Origin of the sequence: Candidatus Tisiphia endosymbiont of Xenochironomus xenolabis, from assembly GCF_964264705.1 — a bacterium.
Taxonomy (GTDB): domain Bacteria; phylum Pseudomonadota; class Alphaproteobacteria; order Rickettsiales; family Rickettsiaceae; genus Tisiphia.
Genome location: NZ_OZ183473.1, coordinates 141793 through 163407 on the forward strand (window position 1 = coordinate 141793; position 21615 = coordinate 163407).

General features: G+C 33.3%; 17 protein-coding genes, 2 tRNA genes and 3 pseudogenes. 9 read left to right on the forward strand and 13 right to left on the reverse strand.

Annotated elements, in window-relative coordinates; genetic code table 11:
* Window positions 1–248: 248 nt before the first annotated feature.
* The 8 genes and pseudogenes from ACFELY_RS00695 to ACFELY_RS00735 all read right to left on the reverse strand — a co-directional run.
* A pseudogene (locus ACFELY_RS00695) lies at window positions 249–1811 on the reverse strand (methyltransferase regulatory domain-containing protein); the annotation flags it as partial.
* A gap of 95 nt (window positions 1812–1906) precedes the next feature.
* Window positions 1907–2635, reverse strand: coding sequence for an outer membrane protein (locus ACFELY_RS00700; RefSeq protein ID WP_375333360.1), 729 nt, complete (start codon window positions 2633–2635; stop codon window positions 1907–1909).
* A gap of 924 nt (window positions 2636–3559) precedes the next feature.
* Window positions 3560–5218 (reverse strand): penicillin-binding protein 2, encoded by a 1659-nt coding sequence (locus ACFELY_RS00705; RefSeq protein WP_341749410.1) that lies wholly within the window; start codon window positions 5216–5218, stop codon window positions 3560–3562.
* Between the two features lie 286 nt (window positions 5219–5504).
* Window positions 5505–5915, reverse strand: coding sequence for a hypothetical protein (locus tag ACFELY_RS00710; protein WP_094649794.1), 411 nt, complete (start codon window positions 5913–5915; stop codon window positions 5505–5507).
* Window positions 5905–6852 carry a 16S rRNA (cytosine(1402)-N(4))-methyltransferase RsmH gene (rsmH, locus tag ACFELY_RS00715; protein ID WP_375333361.1) on the reverse strand — a complete coding sequence of 316 codons (948 nt, stop codon included), beginning with the start codon at window positions 6850–6852 and terminating at the stop codon, window positions 5905–5907. The genes ACFELY_RS00710 and rsmH overlap by 11 nt, the downstream gene beginning before the upstream one ends.
* Window positions 6849–7307, reverse strand: coding sequence for a division/cell wall cluster transcriptional repressor MraZ (gene mraZ, locus ACFELY_RS00720; protein WP_094649792.1), 459 nt, complete (start codon window positions 7305–7307; stop codon window positions 6849–6851). Before mraZ ends, rsmH begins: the two co-directional genes overlap by 4 nt.
* A gap of 585 nt (window positions 7308–7892) precedes the next feature.
* A pseudogene (locus ACFELY_RS00730) lies at window positions 7893–7973 on the reverse strand (IS982 family transposase); the annotation flags it as partial.
* Between the two features lie 119 nt (window positions 7974–8092).
* Complete coding sequence (locus tag ACFELY_RS00735) at window positions 8093–8881, reverse strand: metal ABC transporter permease (protein WP_341758954.1); 789 nt, start codon at window positions 8879–8881, stop codon at window positions 8093–8095.
* 242 nt (window positions 8882–9123) lie between these two features.
* Here ACFELY_RS00735 and ubiG point away from each other — a divergent pair, with 242 nt between their 5' ends.
* The 3 genes from ubiG to ACFELY_RS00750 are packed head-to-tail and all read left to right on the forward strand — an operon-like array spanning window position 9124 to window position 11839.
* The gene (ubiG, locus tag ACFELY_RS00740) at window positions 9124–9873 is read left to right on the forward strand and encodes a bifunctional 2-polyprenyl-6-hydroxyphenol methylase/3-demethylubiquinol 3-O-methyltransferase UbiG (protein ID WP_375333362.1); all 750 of its coding nucleotides are present in this window, start codon (window positions 9124–9126) and stop codon (window positions 9871–9873) included.
* Between the two features lie 8 nt (window positions 9874–9881).
* Window positions 9882–11294: a glutamate--tRNA ligase gene (gene gltX / locus ACFELY_RS00745; protein ID WP_375333363.1), complete on the forward strand. Its 1413-nt coding sequence runs from the start codon at window positions 9882–9884 to the stop codon at window positions 11292–11294.
* Entirely contained in the window at window positions 11291–11839 is a 549-nt protein-coding gene (locus tag ACFELY_RS00750; protein ID WP_375333364.1) for a DUF6314 family protein, read from the forward strand. Before gltX ends, ACFELY_RS00750 begins: the two co-directional genes overlap by 4 nt.
* A 118-nt stretch (window positions 11840–11957) precedes the next feature.
* Here ACFELY_RS00750 and ACFELY_RS00755 read toward each other — a convergent pair whose 3' ends face one another.
* Entirely contained in the window at window positions 11958–12692 is a 735-nt protein-coding gene (locus ACFELY_RS00755) for a Bax inhibitor-1/YccA family protein (protein ID WP_341758950.1), read from the reverse strand.
* A gap of 189 nt (window positions 12693–12881) precedes the next feature.
* Between ACFELY_RS00755 and ACFELY_RS00760 the strand changes: the two genes are divergently transcribed.
* The 3 genes from ACFELY_RS00760 (at window position 12882) to recN (ending at window position 15618) form a co-directional block, all read left to right on the forward strand.
* A tRNA-Leu gene (locus ACFELY_RS00760) sits at window positions 12882–12966 on the forward strand.
* 132 nt (window positions 12967–13098) lie between these two features.
* Window positions 13099–13857 carry an outer membrane protein assembly factor BamD gene (locus tag ACFELY_RS00765; protein ID WP_375334090.1) on the forward strand — a complete coding sequence of 253 codons (759 nt, stop codon included), beginning with the start codon at window positions 13099–13101 and terminating at the stop codon, window positions 13855–13857.
* Between the two features lie 6 nt (window positions 13858–13863).
* Entirely contained in the window at window positions 13864–15618 is a 1755-nt protein-coding gene (gene recN / locus ACFELY_RS00770; RefSeq protein WP_375333365.1) for a DNA repair protein RecN, read from the forward strand.
* 178 nt (window positions 15619–15796) lie between these two features.
* Here recN and rplS read toward each other — a convergent pair whose 3' ends face one another.
* Together rplS and trmD are read right to left on the reverse strand one after the other, a co-directional pair.
* Window positions 15797–16222: a 50S ribosomal protein L19 gene (gene rplS, locus ACFELY_RS00775; protein ID WP_341748589.1), complete on the reverse strand. Its 426-nt coding sequence runs from the start codon at window positions 16220–16222 to the stop codon at window positions 15797–15799.
* Between the two features lie 4 nt (window positions 16223–16226).
* Entirely contained in the window at window positions 16227–16937 is a 711-nt protein-coding gene (gene trmD / locus ACFELY_RS00780; protein ID WP_341748588.1) for a tRNA (guanosine(37)-N1)-methyltransferase TrmD, read from the reverse strand.
* 115 nt (window positions 16938–17052) lie between these two features.
* Here trmD and ACFELY_RS00785 point away from each other — a divergent pair.
* Window positions 17053–17129, forward strand: a tRNA-Pro gene (locus ACFELY_RS00785).
* A gap of 72 nt (window positions 17130–17201) precedes the next feature.
* Here the strand turns inward: ACFELY_RS00785 and ACFELY_RS00790 are convergent.
* Window positions 17202–17999 carry an enoyl-ACP reductase gene (locus ACFELY_RS00790; RefSeq protein ID WP_375330325.1) on the reverse strand — a complete coding sequence of 266 codons (798 nt, stop codon included), beginning with the start codon at window positions 17997–17999 and terminating at the stop codon, window positions 17202–17204.
* A gap of 112 nt (window positions 18000–18111) precedes the next feature.
* On the opposite strand from ACFELY_RS00790, the gene lnt reads away from it, so the two are divergent.
* Window positions 18112–19611: an apolipoprotein N-acyltransferase gene (gene lnt, locus ACFELY_RS00795; RefSeq protein ID WP_375333366.1), complete on the forward strand. Its 1500-nt coding sequence runs from the start codon at window positions 18112–18114 to the stop codon at window positions 19609–19611.
* Between the two features lie 220 nt (window positions 19612–19831).
* Window positions 19832–20743 (forward strand): annotated as a pseudogene (locus ACFELY_RS00805) (Rpn family recombination-promoting nuclease/putative transposase).
* 95 nt (window positions 20744–20838) lie between these two features.
* Here ACFELY_RS00805 and ACFELY_RS00810 read toward each other — a convergent pair.
* Window positions 20839–21582, reverse strand: a complete 744-nt coding sequence (locus ACFELY_RS00810; protein WP_375334091.1) for a methyltransferase domain-containing protein — start codon at window positions 21580–21582, stop codon at window positions 20839–20841.
* Window positions 21583–21615: the final 33 nt, after the last annotated feature.

Here is a 21615-nt window from a genome sequence, read left to right on the forward strand (position 1 = left end):
GGCTAATATTTGTGCTATCATTATCCTGTATAATTAAAGCTATCTTTTTTATATTTGGATAAGCAATATTACTAGGTGTGAACAAAATTTTAATTGGGTCTAGATTTTGACTCTTTTTAGCTGCAAATTATAAGATTTTTTTGAAATAGATACACTATCCTTGCAAAAATCTTATTAATTTTTGCTTAAAAACACTCGAAATCTAGACAATTAAAATTTTATTCACAGAACCTAGCAATATCCTATCTTTAAATCAGCAAAGCATTAGCGACAAACTTAGTTAATGTAGGCTGCAAGAATGATGCTAATTCTTTATTGATTTCATCAATATTCTCAATTTTATTACCATCACGACTTAAGGTCATCTCACCAGAAGTAACATGCTGCATGACAGATTCAATTATTTGCTTGTGGTCGTGCTTACCGTCCATATATCGTAGAGCAAATTTCTCAAAAAGATTGATAGCTACCACTTCATGTCTTTGGTTTGTTACCCACATATTGGATGTATGAGTTACCTGATATGAAATAAGCTTTGATGTTTTAGGTTTATCAAGATTTACTTCTTTCCTAGTATTTTGTAAGGTGATATTAATATATCCTTGCAACACTAACTTCATGGCATTAGCTAAAAATTCAGCCTTTATTTCATTCAGTTTTGCTCCTTGCAATTTTTTATTACTACTAACAGCAATTTTATCAAAACTCATCGGATTATTGATATTCTCAGAGAAAGTATAGAGTACCGCTTTCATATAAGGAGAAGATGTTGATAAACTATTATCCTTATTACCATTATAAAAAAATTTCTCTGGTTCAAGTGAGTTAATATCTATATCAACAAAAGGCTTTTCTGGCACTATATTAAATGTCATATTAAATTTAGTAATATCTTCGTTATTGATAGACCTATTTAATTTAACACTATTATGGCAAAGTAAGGTCGACCTAAATCGACGATTGGTAATGAAATCCATATATTGTTCTGTTCTAACAATATCATTTATTGCTTGTAATTTTTCCACTGCTTTTGCTGGCATATTTCCTAAATACATGGTAGAGACACTACAATCAGACAGATATTGCAAATTATTTTTCTTAGCCTCATCCATAAACTCATGAAAATAATATTGTACATTATCTTCTTCTAAATGGTCATGACGCAAATAATGATCATTTTGTTTGGCAAGCAAACTAGCTTCAGTTTGTAACACTTGAGCATAAGGAGAGTTGGAAGCTTCCAAGCTATCATTAATGAATTCAAGTAATAATCTAGATTGAGCAATTTTATCTTTAATGTTATTAAAGGTATTTGAGTGATAAAGCATCATATCTCTTATAGTACGAATCATATTCCAGCCGGGTAAGGTATTATAACTAATATACACAATACCATTATCTGATAAATTTTTATTACCTACTTCAAAAATTTTATCCTGAACAAATTTTGGCACCCAAGAGATTACCCCATGACAAATTATATAATCAAATTTACCAAATGATTCATCAATATCTGTAATCGAACAATGTCGGAATTCTATATTTTTAAGATTTAATCCTTCTTTATGTTTATTAGCTTCATCTATTTGTACTTTAGATAGATCGACTCCAATAAAGTGTGCTTTAGGATAATTAACAGCATGAGGTATTAAATTACCTCCTGCAGCACATCCTAGCTCCAAAACTCTAGCAGTTTCAACAGCCGGTGGTTTCATACCAAATAACACAGCAAGTGTTTGTAGGTGGTACGGATCGGTTAAAGCATACGGATAGCTTTCATAAGGTAGTTCATCGTATGTATTATGAGAGGCTGAGGTAAGCTCTAAATCAGTAGTCATATGTTCTCCACACTAAATTTAAATGCATTATATACTAAAAAACTTAATACACTAATAGTCTTTTTACATTAAATTGGTAATCTATAAGTAAATCCTATACCAAACTCTCCAACCCCTATGGTTTTTTTGATAGGAATTGCTGGGATAAATTTCTGAGTTTGCATATCCAAAGTATCATAATTAATCTTTATGGAATGAGCAGCTTGTAATTTTACTGCTATATCAACGCTAAAATTACTAGATAAATCCTTAGAAATCCCAAGACCTACTTGCCAAGCAAAACAATTACTACGAGTGTTTCTAATTCTAAAATACTCTACATCCATTAAGTTCCAACGAGAGGAAGCGGAACTAACTTTTACTTGGGCAATCCCAGCCCCTAATATGATAAAAGGAGTTACTTCTTTAATTTTGTCAAAATCATATACAATATTAAGCATATATAAATTGGAAATTATCTTAGTGGCACCTGGAGTTTGTGGTATAATTAAACCGGCAACCTCTTGTTTGGGTAAAACATAATTTAGCCGGTATTGTGGATGATGTGTTGCTGAAAACTCAATAGCCATTTGTGGGTAGAAGCTGTAACCAATCTTACCGCTATACATCTTAGACCTTTTTAAAGTAAAGTCAGTACCCGAATCATGGCGAAATTTCTCTACCACCGGCTTTACTATGCCAGCTTCCGCCCCAATATAAAAAAATCTCTGATCAGCCTCAATCTCATCTGCCTGAGCTTTGGTAAAAAACAAGAAATATATACAAATTATAGATAATATTTTTGCTAATTTATTCATTATACAATTTTATCTTTATAGAAACCGTGGATTATATAACCATCCACTGATAGGTCAACATAAAAAATTTTTTGCAGCAATTTTAGGTTCTGTTGACAAAATTTTTAACGTAACCATATTATACCAATTGAAATAGTTAAGGAGGTATTATATATGGAAGTATAAATTTGTGCAGGTACTAAAATAGCAAAAACATATATTACCAAAAGGTTTTCATGAACATGATTTCATAAGCCTAATGAAAAACGAGTTGCACGGAAGAAATCGCATACGCTTATTAGCAATGCATCACCTGCAATCAGGCAACTGTATCTATGATAGTTGGATCGCACTGGAAAACAATACAATCTTGGCTTATAAGATTTAGAAACTCTAGTTTTGATGGATTATTTGAATCACATAAGAGTAGTGCGTTTAGAAAATTCAATAAGTTATCCTAATACTACAGTTGTAGTTTAGATGTGAGCATTCACGATTTTTTTGTGATGAATAAAAAAACCTGATCACCAAGCGTCATTGCGAGGAGACCGTAAGGTCAACGAAGCAATCCATTTCTAATCACTTTCCTGGATTGCTTCGTCGGTCTGGCAACCTCCTCGCAATGACATCTTATACTTTAACCTTTTTTCCGTGAACACTCACATTCAATCTACAACTGTAGTACTAACTAGAGTTTTATTTAATATTTTTCCACCTTCACGATAGGAAGTGCGAAGCAATATTGCAGGGCGAGAATTTCTATTTGGAACGATTGTAATATACATGAAAGAGATTACATCTCTGGAATCTGATAATATCAAACAAAAAACATCATTTACACTATAACAAAATCCCTACAAACCTCTTTACCTCAACATTCTTAGCACTTTTCTATCTCGAAGATAAGTCGCAAGGACATCATAGCGTATGTTCACTATTTAATAATCACAATTCCTCACCTTTTTCAATCGGCTCTATTCCATATAGTGACACCATTCGCTCAAGGACTCTCCCAACGGTAGGAGCAGCAGTCCAGCCGGCAGTAGCAAAACCAAAGGACTCCTTTGTTCCTTTTGGCTCATCAAACATTATAAAAATAACATATTGTGGATTAGAAGCTGGTAATACACCTAAAAATGATGACATTCTGCTATTCTTAAGATACCTTCTTTTGCCATGCCCATCTGCCGTTAATTTCTCAGCCGTACCAGTCTTCCCACCAACAAGATATCCTTTTACATCAGCTCTACGTCCGGTGCCTTCTTTTACCACAAAACGAAATAATTCACTCATTTGCTTAGAGGTTTTTTCACTAAAAACCTTTGTGCCAACAAGAGGTTCATCTTGTCTTTTGATTAGAGTCAAATCATATAATGTCCCACCATTCACTACCGGCAATACTGCTTGTATAAAGTGTAAAGGACTAATTGAAATACCATAACCATATGACATTACAACACTCGTTAAATCACTCCATCTCTTATCGGATGGAAACAGAGGGGTGCCTCTCTCTGGCAATTCAATTTTAAGCTGATCTAGTAACCCTAATCTTTTTAAGTATTTTTTGAAATCATTTTTGCCGACTTCTAACATAATTTGGCTAACCCCAATATTTGATGAATGCAGAAAAATTTCTGGAACACTATGCCACCCATGCCTTGGGTGATAATCTTTTACATTAAACGCCCCTACCTTCATATAGCTAATATCATAAGCATCGTTCATTGCTATAGCATCAGTATCAAAACCTACAGCCATAGTTAAGGTTTTAAATACCGACCCCATCTCATAAATACCAAGACTTGCCATATTAAACAACTCTTCTGGCTTTGCACTACTCGGGTAATGTGGATTGAAATCAGGTTTACTAATCAGAGCTAGAATTTCACCATTATTAGGATTGGCAATTATCCCTACCGCTCCTATTGCACTAAATTCCTTTAATGTCTTATCTATTTCTTCATTTAGGATATTCTGTAATCTTACATCTATAGATAATTCAAGTGGTTTTTTAAGTTGTTCTGGCTGTGCTAAGTCAAAATCTGAATTAGTTAAAAATTTGTCATAACTCCTTTCCAACCCAGCAAGACCAGCCAAATCCCTACCCACATATCCTATAACATGTGATAATAAATTGGAGAAAGTATATATCCTCTTTTGTTCTTGTTCAAAACTAAAGCCTGGCATTGCCAAATTTAACACCGCCTCTTGTTCTTTTGGCAATAAATCCCTTTTTACCCACACAAAACTTTTATTACCCTTTAGTTCTGCAAGTAATTTCGTTTTATCAATCTCAGGCAAGATTTTAGATAATCTTTCTAAAGATTGCTCTGGGTTGATTACTTTTTGTGGATTAACAAATAATGAGGAAGAGGGTAAGTTAACTGCTAATAAATTACCATTGCGGTCTACTATCTCTTTTCTAAAGTTACTACTCTTTACTTGATATTCTGGCTTAACATAACCATTAGTCGCAACGATTATTAAGCGGTATGACAACCCACAAAAAAACACAGCAAAACAAAAGCTAACTATGAATAATCTGATTTTGGTATTGTCAGCACAAATATCCCATAAAATAATATTACTAAAACTTCTTTTCATTTTAGTTATAGTATTTTTTATCAATGCTAATAAAACTATATTATTACTCATAACCTACTCGCGTCATTGCGATGAACCACGAAACTCGAACAAAGCAATCCATTCCTAATCACTTTCCTGGATTGCTTCGTCGGTACTAAAGTACCTCCTCGCAATGACCAGTGGGTAAGAAGTCCTTCCGTCATTGCGAGACCATGAAATGGTCGTGGCAATCCACACTCATTAGATTGCCTCATCGGCTTACGCCTCCTTACAATGGCGTATTCATAGGCAAAAAGAGTACCTTTCATCGAATATACTCTGATTTTTTAGTTGAAACAGTTTTTATATATTTACTATTAGGAGTTGTTTTATAACGCCACTTAACATTGGTTTTATTAAAATATGAACCACTCACTTCATGAGACTTGGCATATTTCTTACTTTCAGGCATTAAAGGATCACTAATCATTTGCTTAACTTTAACAGTATCTAATTGTAAATAAAGTGATGATAATTTTCTTAGTCTAGCTGGAGAAGTAAGGTATGATTGTTCGACTTTTAACACGTGAATTCTATTACTCTCATCAATCAGTTGTTTTGAAACCTCTCCAAGCTGATAATGTAAGATAATAACCTTATCTTTTACTCTAAATAACCCATAAATGGAAAAAATTATAGTACAGACAGCTATATAACTAAATATTCTAACCGCCATATATAGCACCCTCTATTTTCTGTCCAGCCCTTAACTTTGCAGACCTTGCTCTTGGATTAAGTGCAATTTCTCTAGACGATGGACATAATGGCTTCTTTGTAATAATCTTAAGCCATTCCTTAGAATTTTCTTTAGTAAAAACCTTTGCCGCATATTTAGACCTGGCAACTAACTTAGCAGAATTTGCTTTAAAAAAATTCTTAACAATTCGGTCTTCTAATGAGTGAAATGAGACAATTACTAGGCGACCATTTGCTGATAGAATATTTTTGCTATTACTTAGAAATCTTTCTAATTGACCCAATTCATCATTAATGTAAATGCGAATTGCTTGAAAACTCTTGGTAGCAGTATCTATCTTACCTTTTCGAAAACCTATACTACTACGAACAATATGAGCAAACCTTGCTGTATTGCTAATAGGCTCTAACCTCCTATGTTCTACAATTCTTTTAGCGATTCTTCGAGAATAAGACTCATCGCCATATTTATAAATCACATCAGCTATTTCTTGTTCATCAGCATTATTTATAAAATCTGCAGCACTCTGCCCTACTCCACTCATTCTCATATCGAGTGGACCATCATGAGTAAAGGAAAATCCCCTATCGCCAGAATCAATCTGCATAGAAGAAACCCCTAAATCCATAACTATGCCGTCAAATTTCAATGAACCTAATTCTGAAAAGCTTTCAGCAAACCCTGTTTGAATAAATCTCACTCTACCAGGATAATCTTTTATCAACTGATTGGCGTAAGTTATAACATTTGGATCACGATCAATTGCCACTAATTGACAATTACAAGAATCGAGTATCATTCTACTATAACCACCAAAACCAAAAGTGCAATCCAGATAAATTCCACCATCTTTAGGACACAAGACTTCCTTAACTTCATTTAACATCACAGCTGTATGAGAGGACTCTTGTATCATATTTCCTTATTAATATTCTTAAGAGTTAAACGGTTATTTTGAGCAATTTGCCGAGCTGAAGAAAGATAGGTCTCAAAATTTTGCGGCTGCCAAATTTCGAAAACTAATCCCTTTCCTACAAAACAAACCTGCTCTGATATGTCAGAATGCTCTATTAAAGATTTAGGCAAAATCACCCTACCCTCACCATCAAACGCAAGTTGGATAGCCTCGCCAAGAATGATTGTTTCAAAAGCATCTCGTTCCTCAGAATATGGGTCTAAGGTTTGAATCATTTGGCTTAACTCCTCAAGCCTCTTTAAACTACACGCTTCAATACACTTATTTCTAAAAGACGGATAGACAATAACCCCATTAAATGACTGGCTAGACAAAGCTGCTCTATAGCTAGCAGGTACCGAAACCCTACCTTTCTTATCAAGATTATTTATATATTTTGACAAAAAAATATTCATTTACCTATTTACCTTCCAATAATTGGTAGTGTCATCCCTGCTTGCCTTAGTGTCACCCCTGCTTCAGTGCGGGGTCTAGATTCCCGCCTACGCGGGAATGAAAGACATTATCCGATTAAATACAAATCAAATTAGCCATATAACCATACCCTGTACAAATTATTCCATAATTAGATTTGGTCATATTTGGGATAATTTGGGATTATATGGAATTTTTAGGATATTGTACTATAATTATAGAGTCAAGAAGGTTTTAAATAGTTTGTAAAAAATTTATGAATTTTTATTAATTGTGACTTATTTAATGTATATAGTCAATTCAGAAGGATTGGGTAGATGGAACACATAAGCTTAAATTTAAAAAGTCATAATTGCGAGCGAACGTATGTGAGCGTGGCAATCCACATTCATTAGATTGCTTCGCTCTAGCTTTGTGCCTCCTGGCAATGATCTTTAGCTATAGTCAATTCAGGAGAAATTGGTGCTAGGAGCGATGGAGCGAAGCCTATATATAATAGGCGAGCGACGAGTAACGACGTCACCAACTTCTCATCAATTGACTATAGTTCAATCTGAGCATAAATTGTATTTGTATGATAGGTGATATAGATAGTAATTTTTAAAATCACGACAAGGTGATAAATAAAAATATAATATTATAGTCATTAGCTCACAAAGCTTTAAGCTTCATTACTTGCAACCCTTATCCTTCCTATACTTCTAAACTTTCCTTATCCTATACTCGCATTAGTAGGGGTGCTATATCAACTATTGACTGTAACTAATTACCATGATCTAGAAAAGCCTACTTTGTTGGCTCGTAAAATTATATGGAACAAACAATAAACCATGGTATTTATTACAGTAATTATTGGTGTAATTGGTACATCAAGGTATAATGATGCTGTTAAACCAAGGAAATTTACAGTTAAAGCTATGATAACTGAATTGATAATCATTTGAGCAGGGTTACTAGAAATCATCCTAGCCGTCATGGCTGGAATTAGCAAGATACTAGTGACGAGCAGTGCTCCAACAATTTTAATAGTTGAGAATACTGATAAAGATAAAAGTAACAAAAATGCCAATTCAATGGTTCTTACTTTTATTCCTTTAATTTGAGCAATATCTCTATTAATTACAATTAGAATAATTTGACGGTAGAAATAGCAAATGAAAAAAATAACTGACACAAATATGCTTGATAAAATTAATATATCATTTAAGGAGCTAGATAAAATATCGCCAAATAATAGGCTAGTAATTTTAATCTGTAGTGGGTACATATAACTTACTACCAAAGCCAAAGATAACATAAAATTTGATACTAAAATTACTACACTACTACCACCTGACCTATTTTTTAGGGTGAATACTAAGATAGCAAAAATAATAGCGACAACTAACCCCGAATAAACAACAGGCAAATGGATCAGAATAGTAATACTTCCAGCCAGTAAACTAGCATGTGACAGACCATCACCAAAATAAATATATTTTTTCCATAAACTTAGACAACCAAGAGGGGCAAAAATTAAACTGATTAGAATTATAGTTAATATTATTAGAGGCATTTAATACGATTTTTAATAAATAAGTTGAGAATAGCACTTAGTGCTTAATTATTTTTGTGGTATATATTATTGTATAGCTAACCCGATTAATATTACTCTGTCTATTAGCGACGCGACAATCTATAAAAGTAACCAAAAATGGATTGCTTCGTCAGCTTACGTCTCCTCGCAATAACGTTTGAGATTCTAGAACTTATTCGGGTTAGTTATAATATTAGTAATATTATAACCAGTAAAGGAATATGTCTACAAAATCTTCTATTAATCAAATAGAGCTAGAAAAATTTAGTAAGATTTCTAGCCAATGGTGGCAGAAAGATGGAGAATTTAAAATTCTTCATAAAATAAATCCAATTCGTATTGGTTACATAATAGACAAGATAAAAGAGCATTTTAACGTGCAGGATGACATATTACCTTGTTCAAATTTAGAAATTCTAGATGTAGGATGTGGAGGAGGATTAATTACCTCTCCTCTCTGTAAATTAAATGGCATAGTTACCGGCATAGATGCTCTACAAAGTAATATAGATATTGCAGTACAGTATGCCTCGGAACAAAATTTGAATATACAATATCTTAAATCAACTATTGAGGAGTTAGTATATTCAGATGATTTAAATAAAAAACAGTATAAGTATGATGTGGTGCTGTGTTTAGAAGTAATAGAGCATATAGATAACCCTGGTGATTTTATAAAAAACCTGGCTAGCTTAGTAAAACCAAATGGTATGATTATAATTTCAACGATTAATCGTACAGTGAAATCATATATGCTAGCTATTTTGATGGCAGAATACCTACTTAATTGGGTACCCAAAAACACCCATGATCATAGTAAATTTCTTAAACCATCGGAAATTTACTCGATGTTCAATGATAATAATATTGGGCTTAAAGAACTCAAAGGCTTAACCTATAATATCGTTAATGGACGTTGGCAGTTGAGTGATGATATAGATGTAAATTATTTTGCTTACTTAACTAAATAAAGGAAAATATGACTATAATTACTAGATTTGCTCCATCTCCTACTGGCTTTTTGCATATTGGCGGAGCAAGGACGGCATTGTTTAATTATTTATTTGCTAAGCACCATAACGGTAAATTTTTGCTGCGAATTGAGGATACTGATCAAGCAAGATCAACCAAAGATGCAGTAGATGCTATATTTTCCGGCTTGAAATGGCTTGGTTTAAACTGGGATGGAGAAGTAGTTTTTCAGTCTAAAAGAAATGATTTATACAAACAAGCTGCTCTGAAGTTAGTAGATGAGGGGAAAGCTTATTATTGCTTTACTTCTCAACAAGAAATAGATAGACAGCGAGATAGTGCCATAGCTAATAAACAACATTTTTTGTTCGAAAGCCCTTGGCGGGATGTACCACCTTCTAATTCGCAGGAGCAGAAAAGTATCCCCGTTATCCGCTTGAAAGCCCCAAAAACTGGGCAAACAATTATTCATGACGCTTTACAAGGAGATGTTACTACTGAAAATTCGCACCTTGATGATATGGTGTTGTTACGTAGCGACGGTACTGCTACTTATATGTTAGCGGTAGTGGTGGATGATCACGATATGCAGATTAGCCATATTATCAGGGGGGATGACCATTTAACTAATGCGGCTCGTCAAAAAATACTTTATCAAGCTTTTGGCTGGTCTGTACCACATATGGTACATATACCGTTAATACATGGAGATGATGGAGCGAAATTATCTAAAAGACATGGGGCTCTTGGAGTAAAGGCTTACCAAGATATGGGGTATTTACCTGAGAGTTTGTGCAATTATTTACTAAGATTAGGCTGGAGTCATAAAGATGACGAGATTATTTCAAGATCCCAAGCTATAGAATGGTTTGACCTTGATGGGCTAGGTAAATCACCAGCTCGTCTTGATTTTGCCAAAATGGATAGTTTAAATTCTCATTATTTACGTCAGCTTGATGACCAAACATTAACAGAAATGACTTGTCAGAGTCTACAAGAAAATTATCAAGTTACTGAGAAAGAAAAGGAATATATTAGACAAGCAATGCCAAGTTTGAAAATAAGAAGTACCAATTTAGTCGAATTAGCAAAACTAGCTAGGATTTATTTAGTTAATGTTCCTATTATCTATTCTGAAGAAGCTAAAGAACTGATCAATAATTGTGATAAAAATTTGGTGGGACAAGTTATAAAGGAATTGGAGAATCTAGCAAATTTTGATAAAGACTCAATTCAAATAAAATTTAAAGAAATTGCCAAGGATAATAATATTAAACTTGCAGATATCATGTCACCCATTAGGTCTTTAATGACAGGTATGACTACTTCCCCAAGTGTTTTTGAAATTATCGCTATAATTGGTAAAGAAAATGCTATTGATAGGTTATTGTATAAGGACGCTAAGGAATTAGGGAAATGATACATATAGTCAATGCAGGGGAATTTGGGACTAGGAACGATGGAGCGACGCCTATAAGTAATAGGCGAGCATTGAGCAACGACGTCACCAACTTCCCATCAATTGACTATATATTCTACAACCTAGTTGGAACCTATACTATTACGAGAATTTTAGGTAATTATGGCACAGCTAAAGGAATTGCTTATTTTATAGAGGATAAAAAGCCTATATATTCAAAATATCCATCTATATTATATAGAGAAGAACTTGATGTCAACTATCACGGTAGTAGCACTAAGGTAAAAGCCTTTAAGGAATATATATACTCTCTAGAACAAGACAAAATTGTAAAGTATTTTGTTAATGAGAATAACAATACTTTATTTTACCAAATGCATTTTATCTCGGGTAGTCCTTGCCAGGCTGAAGCTATACATCAGTGTAACTTGGATATTTATCAAGCTAGTTACATATTCTTAAATAAAGATTCTTTTGACTTGAGTTATAAGATTTTAGGACCTAATAAAGATTATACCATCAAAACTAGTTTTATTAGGCTTTGAGGCTTGCAATATCTTTCAACGTCATTGCAAGACCACGCAAGTAGGTCGTGGCAATCCATTTTTGGTTACTTTTATGGATTGCTTCGTCGGCTTCGCCTTCCTCGCAATGACGTCAGTTCTAGTTTCTTCTATTACCAAAGAATCTTAGAAGATATAAGAACAAGTTGATAAAGTCTAAATATAAGCTAAAAGCAGCCATTATAGACATTTTTTGTCCTAATTCTCCACCACCAGACATAAAATACATCGACTTAATTTTTTGAGTATCCCATGCAATAAGCCCCATAAATACAGCAACCCCAATTAGAGATGTTGCGAAATATATAGCAGAGCTTTGTAAGAACATGTTAACCAATGATACAATGAGAAGACCAAACAATCCCATAATAACAAATGATCCCATTGATGTTAAATCTCTATTGGTACTGTATCCATAAAGACTCATTGCTCCAAAAACAGATGAGCAGATAAAGAAAGTTCGAGCAATTGACTCTCCTGTATAGATAAACCCAAGAGATGCTAGAGACATACCAGTTAAAGCAGCATAAACCCAAAATAACACTTTAGTAGTATCTAAGCTCATCTTGCCGAATCCCATAAAGAAGTACAAAGCAATTCCTACAGGAGAAATCATTACCAACGTTCCCAAACCAGTATTGCCTATAAATTGTCCATTTGGTGCAGTCTGAAATAAAAGCCTGGTCAATGGATCGAATGATATAGTAGCAAAAGCTGTTACTCCAGTTAACACCAAAGCCAAAGCCATATAATTATAGACTTTCAGCATGTACTCCCTCAGCCCCGCATCATATGTTTTCTGAGTGGCAGTAAAAGTTTTTGTATAATCAATCATAAGAAACCCCATGAATATGTTGTTATTTATATTATATAGTATAGGATGCAAACCTTTTATTTTCAAGAAGAAAATTCTAAATATGTCTTATAGAAGTTTATTGACAGAAGAAAATTCTGAAATATTATTTTAGTTTTAATTCAATAACTTATTTACATAGTACAAAGATATAGCTATTTTGTTGACAAAGCCTCTGTGGTGGAATGGTAGACACGGTAGACTCAAAATCTACAGCTCAAAAGGCGTGCTGGTTCAAGTCCGGCCAGAGGTACCAATAAATAGACTTACCTAGGATAAGTTTAATAACTCTCAAAATCTATGTTAAATAATAATTTTTAAAATAATCTTGTATAATTCCTGATGTTTCGTGTATAAATTAAGTTTAAAAAACTTATCAAGTTCTATGATGAAATTAGCAAAATTATTATTTTATACAATCACTACCTGCTTAATCCTATCTGGTTGTAAAACTAAGAAGACGGACGAAGACTTAATAGTTCCAGCTCCAGAATTATACAATGATGGTCTTATTTTACTGGAAAAGCAACAATATTTGAAAGCTGCCGAAGAATTTTCGAGGATTTTTTATCAAGATCCTGGTAATAAAATGACTCCTCAAGCTGAGTTGATGCAGTCATATTCTTTATTCCTCGGAGGTCAGTATGAAGAAGCAGTAGATGTACTGGATATCTTTATTAAGCTTCATCCAATGCATGAAGATATTGCATATGCCTATTACCTAAAGGCATTATCCTATTATATGCAAGTCTCGAATGTACAACTTGATCAATCAAGAACCTTTTTAGCTAAAAAGAGTTTTGAAGATGTGATAAGACTTTTCCCAAAAACAAAATATTCAATTGATGCAGCTTTAAAAATTGATTTAGTAAATGATCATTTAGCAGGTAAAGAAATGGACGTAGGTCGTTATTATCTCAAACAAAATAACCCTATAGCTGCTATTAATAGATTCCAGCTTATCGTCGATAATTACCAAACTACATCACATATACCAGAAGCACTTTATCGCTTAGTGGAAAGTTATTTAATGCTAGGTCTTAGCAATGAAGCAAAGAAATATGCCGCGGTACTCGGTCATAACTATCCGGACAGTACTTGGTATAAATATTGCTACTCACTAATTAATAACTCTTTAAAAGAATGAAATATAATGTTACAAAGTCTTTCGGTTAAGAACTTTATTCTGATAGACGAATTGGAGATAGAGTTTGAAAAGGGGCTATGTGTAATTACCGGAGAAACCGGAGCTGGTAAGTCTATTTTGCTAGATGCAATTTTGTTCTCTTTAGGTAACAAATTCTCTGATAATGTAATAAAACATGGGAGTGATTACTGTTCGGTTGCTACGACCTTCACTCTCAATGATGATTTAAAAAAGCTTTTGGAGCAATTTAATATTGAGTATGACCAGGAATTATTAATAAAACGTATTCAAAAACCTAACAACCGTAAGAAATTTCTTATTAATGATCAAGTAGTAACGATAAGTACCTTGCAACAAGTAGCAGATTATTTATTTGAACTTCATGGGCAAAATAGTCATACTTCTCTTCTTAGCCCTTCCTTCCATATTAACATTTTGGACGATTATGGAGGGCTTGTAAATTTAAGGTCTGAATTATCAAAACATTTTGATATTTTACAGACAACTACCAAAGAAATCAATAAAGTTACCAGAGATAAAGATGCTATAGAACAAGAAATAGATTATTTAACCTTTGTTACCAAAGAATTAGAAGCTCTTGATTATCAAACAGGAGAAGAAGAAAAGCTTGTTACTATAAGGCGTAGTTTACAAAATCGTGATAAAGAAATACAAGTGACCCAAGATATATTATCATATCTTGAAGTCCCTGAAATTAATAAGTCAATTAATAATGCTCAACGTTTGATAAACCGTAACTTACAGCAAAACGAAGAATTTGCCTCTATTTCATTAAATTTAGATGATTGCTATAATAGCTTAGAAGAAGCACGTATAAAATTACAGAATATTATTAATAACATTGATAGAAATGAATTTAACTTAGACGAAGTGGAAGAAAGGCTATTTAAAATTCGTGATATAGCACGAAAATATAATATTTCTTGCGATAAAATACCTGAATTTTTTGATAATTCTAATCAACAATTAAATGCCCTTAAAAATAAAATCAATAATGTTAAAATCCTAGATATTAATAAGCTAGCAGAACATAAAAAATATTTTGAACTAGCTGAAGCTTTATCATACAAGCGTTCTATTAGTGCAAAAAATCTAGAATTAGCTGTACAAAAAGAGCTTGAACAGCTTAAAATGGAAAAGGCGATTTTTAAAGTAGAAATAGCACCTAAAAATAATCCTTCCAACCAAACCAATAATAAAAATTTTGCAGAATTAAACATAAGCGAGGAGTTTTTAGAAGAAATTAAGCAAAATACGGAAGGTAGAACTAGTCAGATGCTATTATGCAAGATGTCTGATGGTATTGATAATATACGTTTCGTTGCCTCAACAAATCCAGGTATGCAACTTGCACCTATTGATAAAATTGCTTCTGGTGGCGAATTATCAAGGTTTATGTTAGCACTAAAAACTTGTCTCTTTGATAAATCACTGAAAGACATTATTATTTTTGATGAGATAGATACCGGAATTGGTGGTATTGTGGCTGATAAAGTTGGAGAAAAACTTAAAAAGCTTAGCTCTATTGCCCAAGTAATTGTTATTACTCACCAACCTCAAGTAGCAGGTAAAGCAGATCAGCATATTATTGTCAACAAACTACAATTGGATGAAACTACTAAAATTACGGTAAAAAGCCTGAATCTTCAGGAAAGACAAGCTGAGCTTGCTCGCATGATTTCAGGAAAATCCATTACCGATGCGAGCCTAAAAGCAGCTAAAGAGTTGCTTAAGCCTTAGGAGGTTGCCTCCTAAGTGATGCACACAAAATTAATGAGATGTATTATATCTTAAAAGTCATTGCGAGAAGGCGTAGCCGACGAAGCAATCCAGGAAAGTAATTAGAAATGGATTGCCACAACCACTACATGGTCTTGCTAAAGACGTATATGCACCTTGCGAGATAGCTGTATCCTTCTTAAGCAACAACTTTTTTCTTATTTATTTTTTTAGTGTTTACTTGAAGTTTTTCTTTAATTCTAGCTGCTTTACCACTTAGGTTTCTTAGGTAATAGAGTTTAGCACGACGTACTACACCATATTTTACAACTTCAATTGCATGTACCATCGGTGAGAAAATCATAAATCGTCTCTCTACGCCTTCACCATGACTGACCTTACGAACTACGCAAGAAGAGGCAACTCCACTATTTCTTCTAGCAATTACCACACCTTCATATGCTTGCAGTCTCTCTAACAATTTTTCCTTGCCATCTTTTTCGACTGTCCGGTCAATTATCTTTACAGTGACCTTTACAGTATCTCCCGCCTTAAAATCAGGGATTTCTTTATTTTCGGTTAGTTTTGCAATTTGCTGTTGTTCAAATTGCTCAATAATATTCATCGCTTTAAACTCCTATAAAATTTAATAAATCTGGTCTACGTTTTTTAGTAATCTCCATAGACTGATTACTTTTCCAATCTCTAATTAACTGATGATTACCAGACAACAAAACACTTGGAACTTCTCTGTTTTTCCATTTTACTGGTCTCGTATATAAAGGGCATTCAAGCAATCCAGCAAATTCACCATTTTTCTCAAAAGACTCTGATTGCAATGTATCTTGGTTTGCTAATACATTCGGAAGTAGTCTAATCAAACAGTCGAGAATAGTAAGGGCTGCTACCTCGCCACCAGATAAAATATAATCCCCTATACTAATTTCTCTAACATTATACTCTTCAATTATACGTTCGTCAATCCCTTCAAATCGTCCACATAAAATTATTATTTGTTTTTCTTGTATAATTTGATGAGCAATATTTTGGTTAAATAATTTTCCTCTTGGTGATGGGTAATATATTGGGGTATTAGGACTTGAAGACAAAACATTATCTAAACAACTACCAAGTACATCCGGACGCATTATCAGTCCGCTACCACCGCCATAAGCTTCATCGTCAACATTTTTATGTCTAGTTAACCCAAAATCTTTTATATTAACCACATTATAAGACCAAATACCTTTTTTTAAGGCTTGCCCTGCAAGGGAATATTGTAAAGATCCAGGAAACATTTCTGGAAATATGGTTAATATTGAGGTATGTAATGAAGACATTTTATAAATATGCTGAATTTTTAAAACAAAAAAATTGATTTGGCTTGTATTATAGTCTATATAATTAAACAATACCAATCTACTTAGTACTAGTGTTTAATTTTTATCATTTATTCGGGGCATAGCGCAGTCTGGTAGCGCATCTGGTTTGGGACCAGAGGGTCGGGAGTTCAAATCTCTCTGCCCCGACCATATATAATGGACTGACTGTATTCAGTTTTTTTGCTATTATATATTATTTTTTTCTTGTATTATCGGGTAGGTTCATTCTATTAGTCCATTATTAGTTCCTATTATAGTGTTAAACCCACAATCTACATAATGTATCTCACCGGTAACTCCTGATGATAAGCTACTCAGCAGGTATAAAGCAGACCCTGCAACATCACTAGGCGAAATATTTCTGCGTAACGGTGAAGTAGCCTCATGGGAAGTGAGCATAGTTTTAAAATCACTAATACCACTAGATGCTAGAGTTTTAATAGGGCCAGCTGATATGGCATTCACTCGGATGTTATTTGACCCCATATCAGTTGCAAGATATCTTACACTGCATTCTAATGCAGCTTTAGCAAGTCCCATCACATTATAATTACGAACCACCTTTTGGGAGCCATAATAAGTTAGAGTCAGGATACTCCCACCATCTTTCATCAAAGGTTCTGCACGCTTTGCCATAGCAGTTAGAGAATAACATGATATATTCATACTATTAAGAAAATTAGGTAATGTGGTATCTATATATCTACCTTTTAATTCATTTCGATCAGAAAAAGCTATAGAATGAACTAAAAAATCAAGCTTTCCCCATTTTTGTTCAATAAGTTTAAATAAATTATCAAGTGACTGTTCATCGGTTACGTCACATGGAGCAACAAAATTACAACCAATTTCCTCAGCAAGGGGCTTAACGCGTTTTTCAAGCATTTCTCCTTGATAGGTAAGGGCTAAGTCAGCACCATGTTCTTTGGTCATTTGAGCAATAGCCCAAGATATTGACAAATTATTAGCGACGCCTGTAATTAGTCCTTTTTTACCATCAAGTAAACCCACAATTTGCATATATTCTCCATACTTTATAATTAGACCTTGCTCAAACAATAGCATTATGTATATTTTTGTAAATAACTTTTAAAATATAACCAAAGTATAACACTAATAATAGATAGCACTAATGTTTTTATCCAAAATATTTCTACTTATTTCAGGTATGGTTAGCGGTTTAGTTTTTGCTCCAACTTTCTTCGTACCTGGGTTATTTTTCTTGGCACTACTATGTTATCAAGTACAAATTGCTAATAGTTGGCAAGAAGCCTCTATATTAGGCTTTATATTTGGTTTTGGGCATTTTTTAGTCAATATGTACTGGATTAGTATAGGGGTCACTGTTTATATTGATGAATTTTGGTGGGCGATACCATTGGCGTTATTTGGTTTACCAGTTATTCTTGCTTGTTTCATCGCTATAACCTGCGGTTTAGGGTTTTTAGCGAAGAATAATAATTTATATCAGTTTATATTTTGCCTTTATTGGGTATTTTTTGAATGGGTAAGATCATGGATATTTACCGGATTGCCGTGGAATTTACTTGGATACGCTTTTTCATTTTCCGATACTCTCATCCAGTCTTCTAGTATTATAGGAATATATGGTTTAAGTTTTATTGTAATATATATATCAACTAGTTTTTATCACCTATTTACTAAACAATATAATCTATTAAAAATATTATTAGTGAATTCATTAATAATATTTTCTCTAATAACTTCCTACGGTTTATTAAGGTTACATAACAATCCTAGCGATTTCTCAAATATAAAAGTTCGATTAGTTCAGCCAACTATTCCACAAATTGCTAAATGGGACGTTGAAGAATTTTGGAAAAATTTAAATCTTCATATTGCATTATCTGAAAAACCAGGTGACGTAGACCTAATTATATGGTCGGAGGCCGCTATGGTAGTACCATATGACTATAAACCAATCAAAAGGAAAATATTAAAGATGCTAGAAAATAAAAAGGCAATTTTAATTACTGGTGGTATAACAAATAATGGTAAACAGGGAGATGATTTTGAAATTTATACAAGTTTATACGCTTTAACAAAAGAAGGGGACAAATTATTTGAATATCATAAATCTCATTTAGTGCCATTTGGTGAGTATATGCCTCTTAAATGGATATTACCATTGAAGAAATTAACCCCTGGGTTATTAGATTATACTGAAGGAAGCAAACAATTGGTTAGTATTGACCAACCTGCTATAACCATAAAACCTCTTATTTGTTATGAAGCAATCTTTCCAAATCTCGTTCAAACGAGTAATAAACTTTCAGATGTGATTATTAACGTTACTAATGATACATGGTATGGAAACTCTTCTGGTCCATACCAACATTTACAAATTAGTCGTATGCGTAGTATAGAAAACGGTCTTCCTATGCTTAGAACAGCTAATAATGGTATATCGGCTGTAATAGACCCGGTAGGTAGAATTATTCAACAACGAACTCTCAATGAAGTAGGTTATATAGATAGTTTATTACCAAATAAACTGAAATATGAAACTTTATACTCCCAATATGGCGATATATGTGCTTTATTAGCAATAATATTTATCTTAATTAGCTATAGTCAATTGATGAGAAGTTGGGGACGTCGTCACTCGTAGCTCGCCTATTACTTATAGGCGTCGCTCCATCGTTCCTAGCCTCAAATTCCCCTGAATTGACTATAAATGCTCAGTACACGACAAAAAGATTAAGGAGAGGAAAAAAGAGTGGATAACGCCTAACCAATTATCTATTTTTCACATTATATTACTTAGTGCTTTATAGTTTGTGTGCTATACTGTTTCTTAGGTACTAATAACTACTAATAGCAGCATATATATGGATAAAATAACTCCTCGCGTGGATTTAGCTTTCAAAAAGATATTTGGTGTAGAAGAGAATAAGGATTTGCTGATATCCTTGATTAATTCTATCGTTGGACAAGAGGATCAAGTGGCAGAGGTAACTTTGCTTAATCCATATAACCCTAAAAACTTTAAGAATGATAAACTGTCAATATTAGACGTTAAAGCCAAATCTGTTGATGGCAAAAGGTTCAATATTGAGATTCAAATTAGCGACGAAGCTGATTATGATAAGCGAGCTTTATATTACTAGGCTAAATTATATACTGAGCAATTAAAGGTAGCTCAGGACTATTCGACCTTAAGCAAAGCCATTGGTATTCATATACTTAATTTTACTTCTATTCCTAAAGTAGATAAATATCACAATGTTTTCCATATAGTCGAAAAAGATAGTGGCTTGTTATATTTCAAGGATCTCGAATTACATACTATTGAGCTTAATAAGTTTACTGATAATTCTCATGAGGAATTAGCGGATATACTGAAAAAAGTAAAAGACCCTCTAGATATGTGGTTAGCTTTTTTAACAAGACATGATCTACTTAACAAAGATAATTTGCCTAAAGAACTGGACAACATTGCCTTAAAAAAAGCTCTAACAGTGCTAAATGTTATGAACTTTACTGATGAAGAAAGAGAGGCTTATGAAGGCCATCTCAAATGGCTGCGTATCGAAGCTAATACTATCAGGAAATTTGAGGATAAAGGTAGAGCGGAAGGTAAAGAGGAAGGTAAAGAGGAAGGTAAAGAGGAAGGTAGAGTAGAAGGTAGAGCGGAAGAAAGAATATCTATGGCAAAAGAAATGCTATTAAACAATGAGTTGATGGAAAAAATTATTAAATACACTAAGTTAAGTAAATCTCAAATAGAAAATCTAAAATGACTTACGATCTTCAAACTGTTACTGCTCTAAAAATCGACAATTGGTTAGACGTTATCCTCTCCTTAATCTTCTTGTCGTGTACTGAGCTATAAATGTCAATTTAGGAGGTAACAAGTTTTTATGCTATTCTTAGTCGGAGAGGCAATGAAACTAATTATATTAATTTGTTCGGTGAAAGTCGACGTAGTATTACTTAGAATAGAAAGCATTTGCTTTGATATTAGGTTATGAGGGTTTTGCAGTAATGCCCCAGATTCTCCAATATTCTTTAGCTCTCTAATAAAATCTAAAGGACTGTTATAGCTCAACTGAATATTTTCATAATCAACGATAATCTCTGTAAATCCTGCTTGTTGTAACAAAGGTGTGACGTGATCAAAATGTATAAAAGGGGAAACATGTTGGAAGTGAGGGCGATTTGCTGCTATTTCAGCTTCGATAAATTTCATTCGTAGTTCCTTTAGGCTGTTACCACCGATAAAATTAGCAATAAATAGACCATCTGGTTTTAAAATACGTTTTATTTGTGACAGAAAATTTTGTACATCATTGATCCAATGTAAACCTAAGGAAAAAGTTACTAGATCAAAACTAGCTGTTTCAAGAGGTAAATTTTCTTCATCAAGTAGCAATTTTTGATTATGCTCAAAGGATTGTAACATAGTATTAGATGCATTAGTCACTACAATTATAGCATAGTTATAGTTCTGCACTAATAGTTTTGTTAATTGACCAGTACGCCCCCCTAAATCTAGAATATGGGGAAATTTTTTATCAATAATACTCAAACGTTCAATAATATCTTCTGCTGCATGTTGAAAAAACCAACATTTAGCGATATTATGAATCACTTTTTCACGGTTAAATTTTAA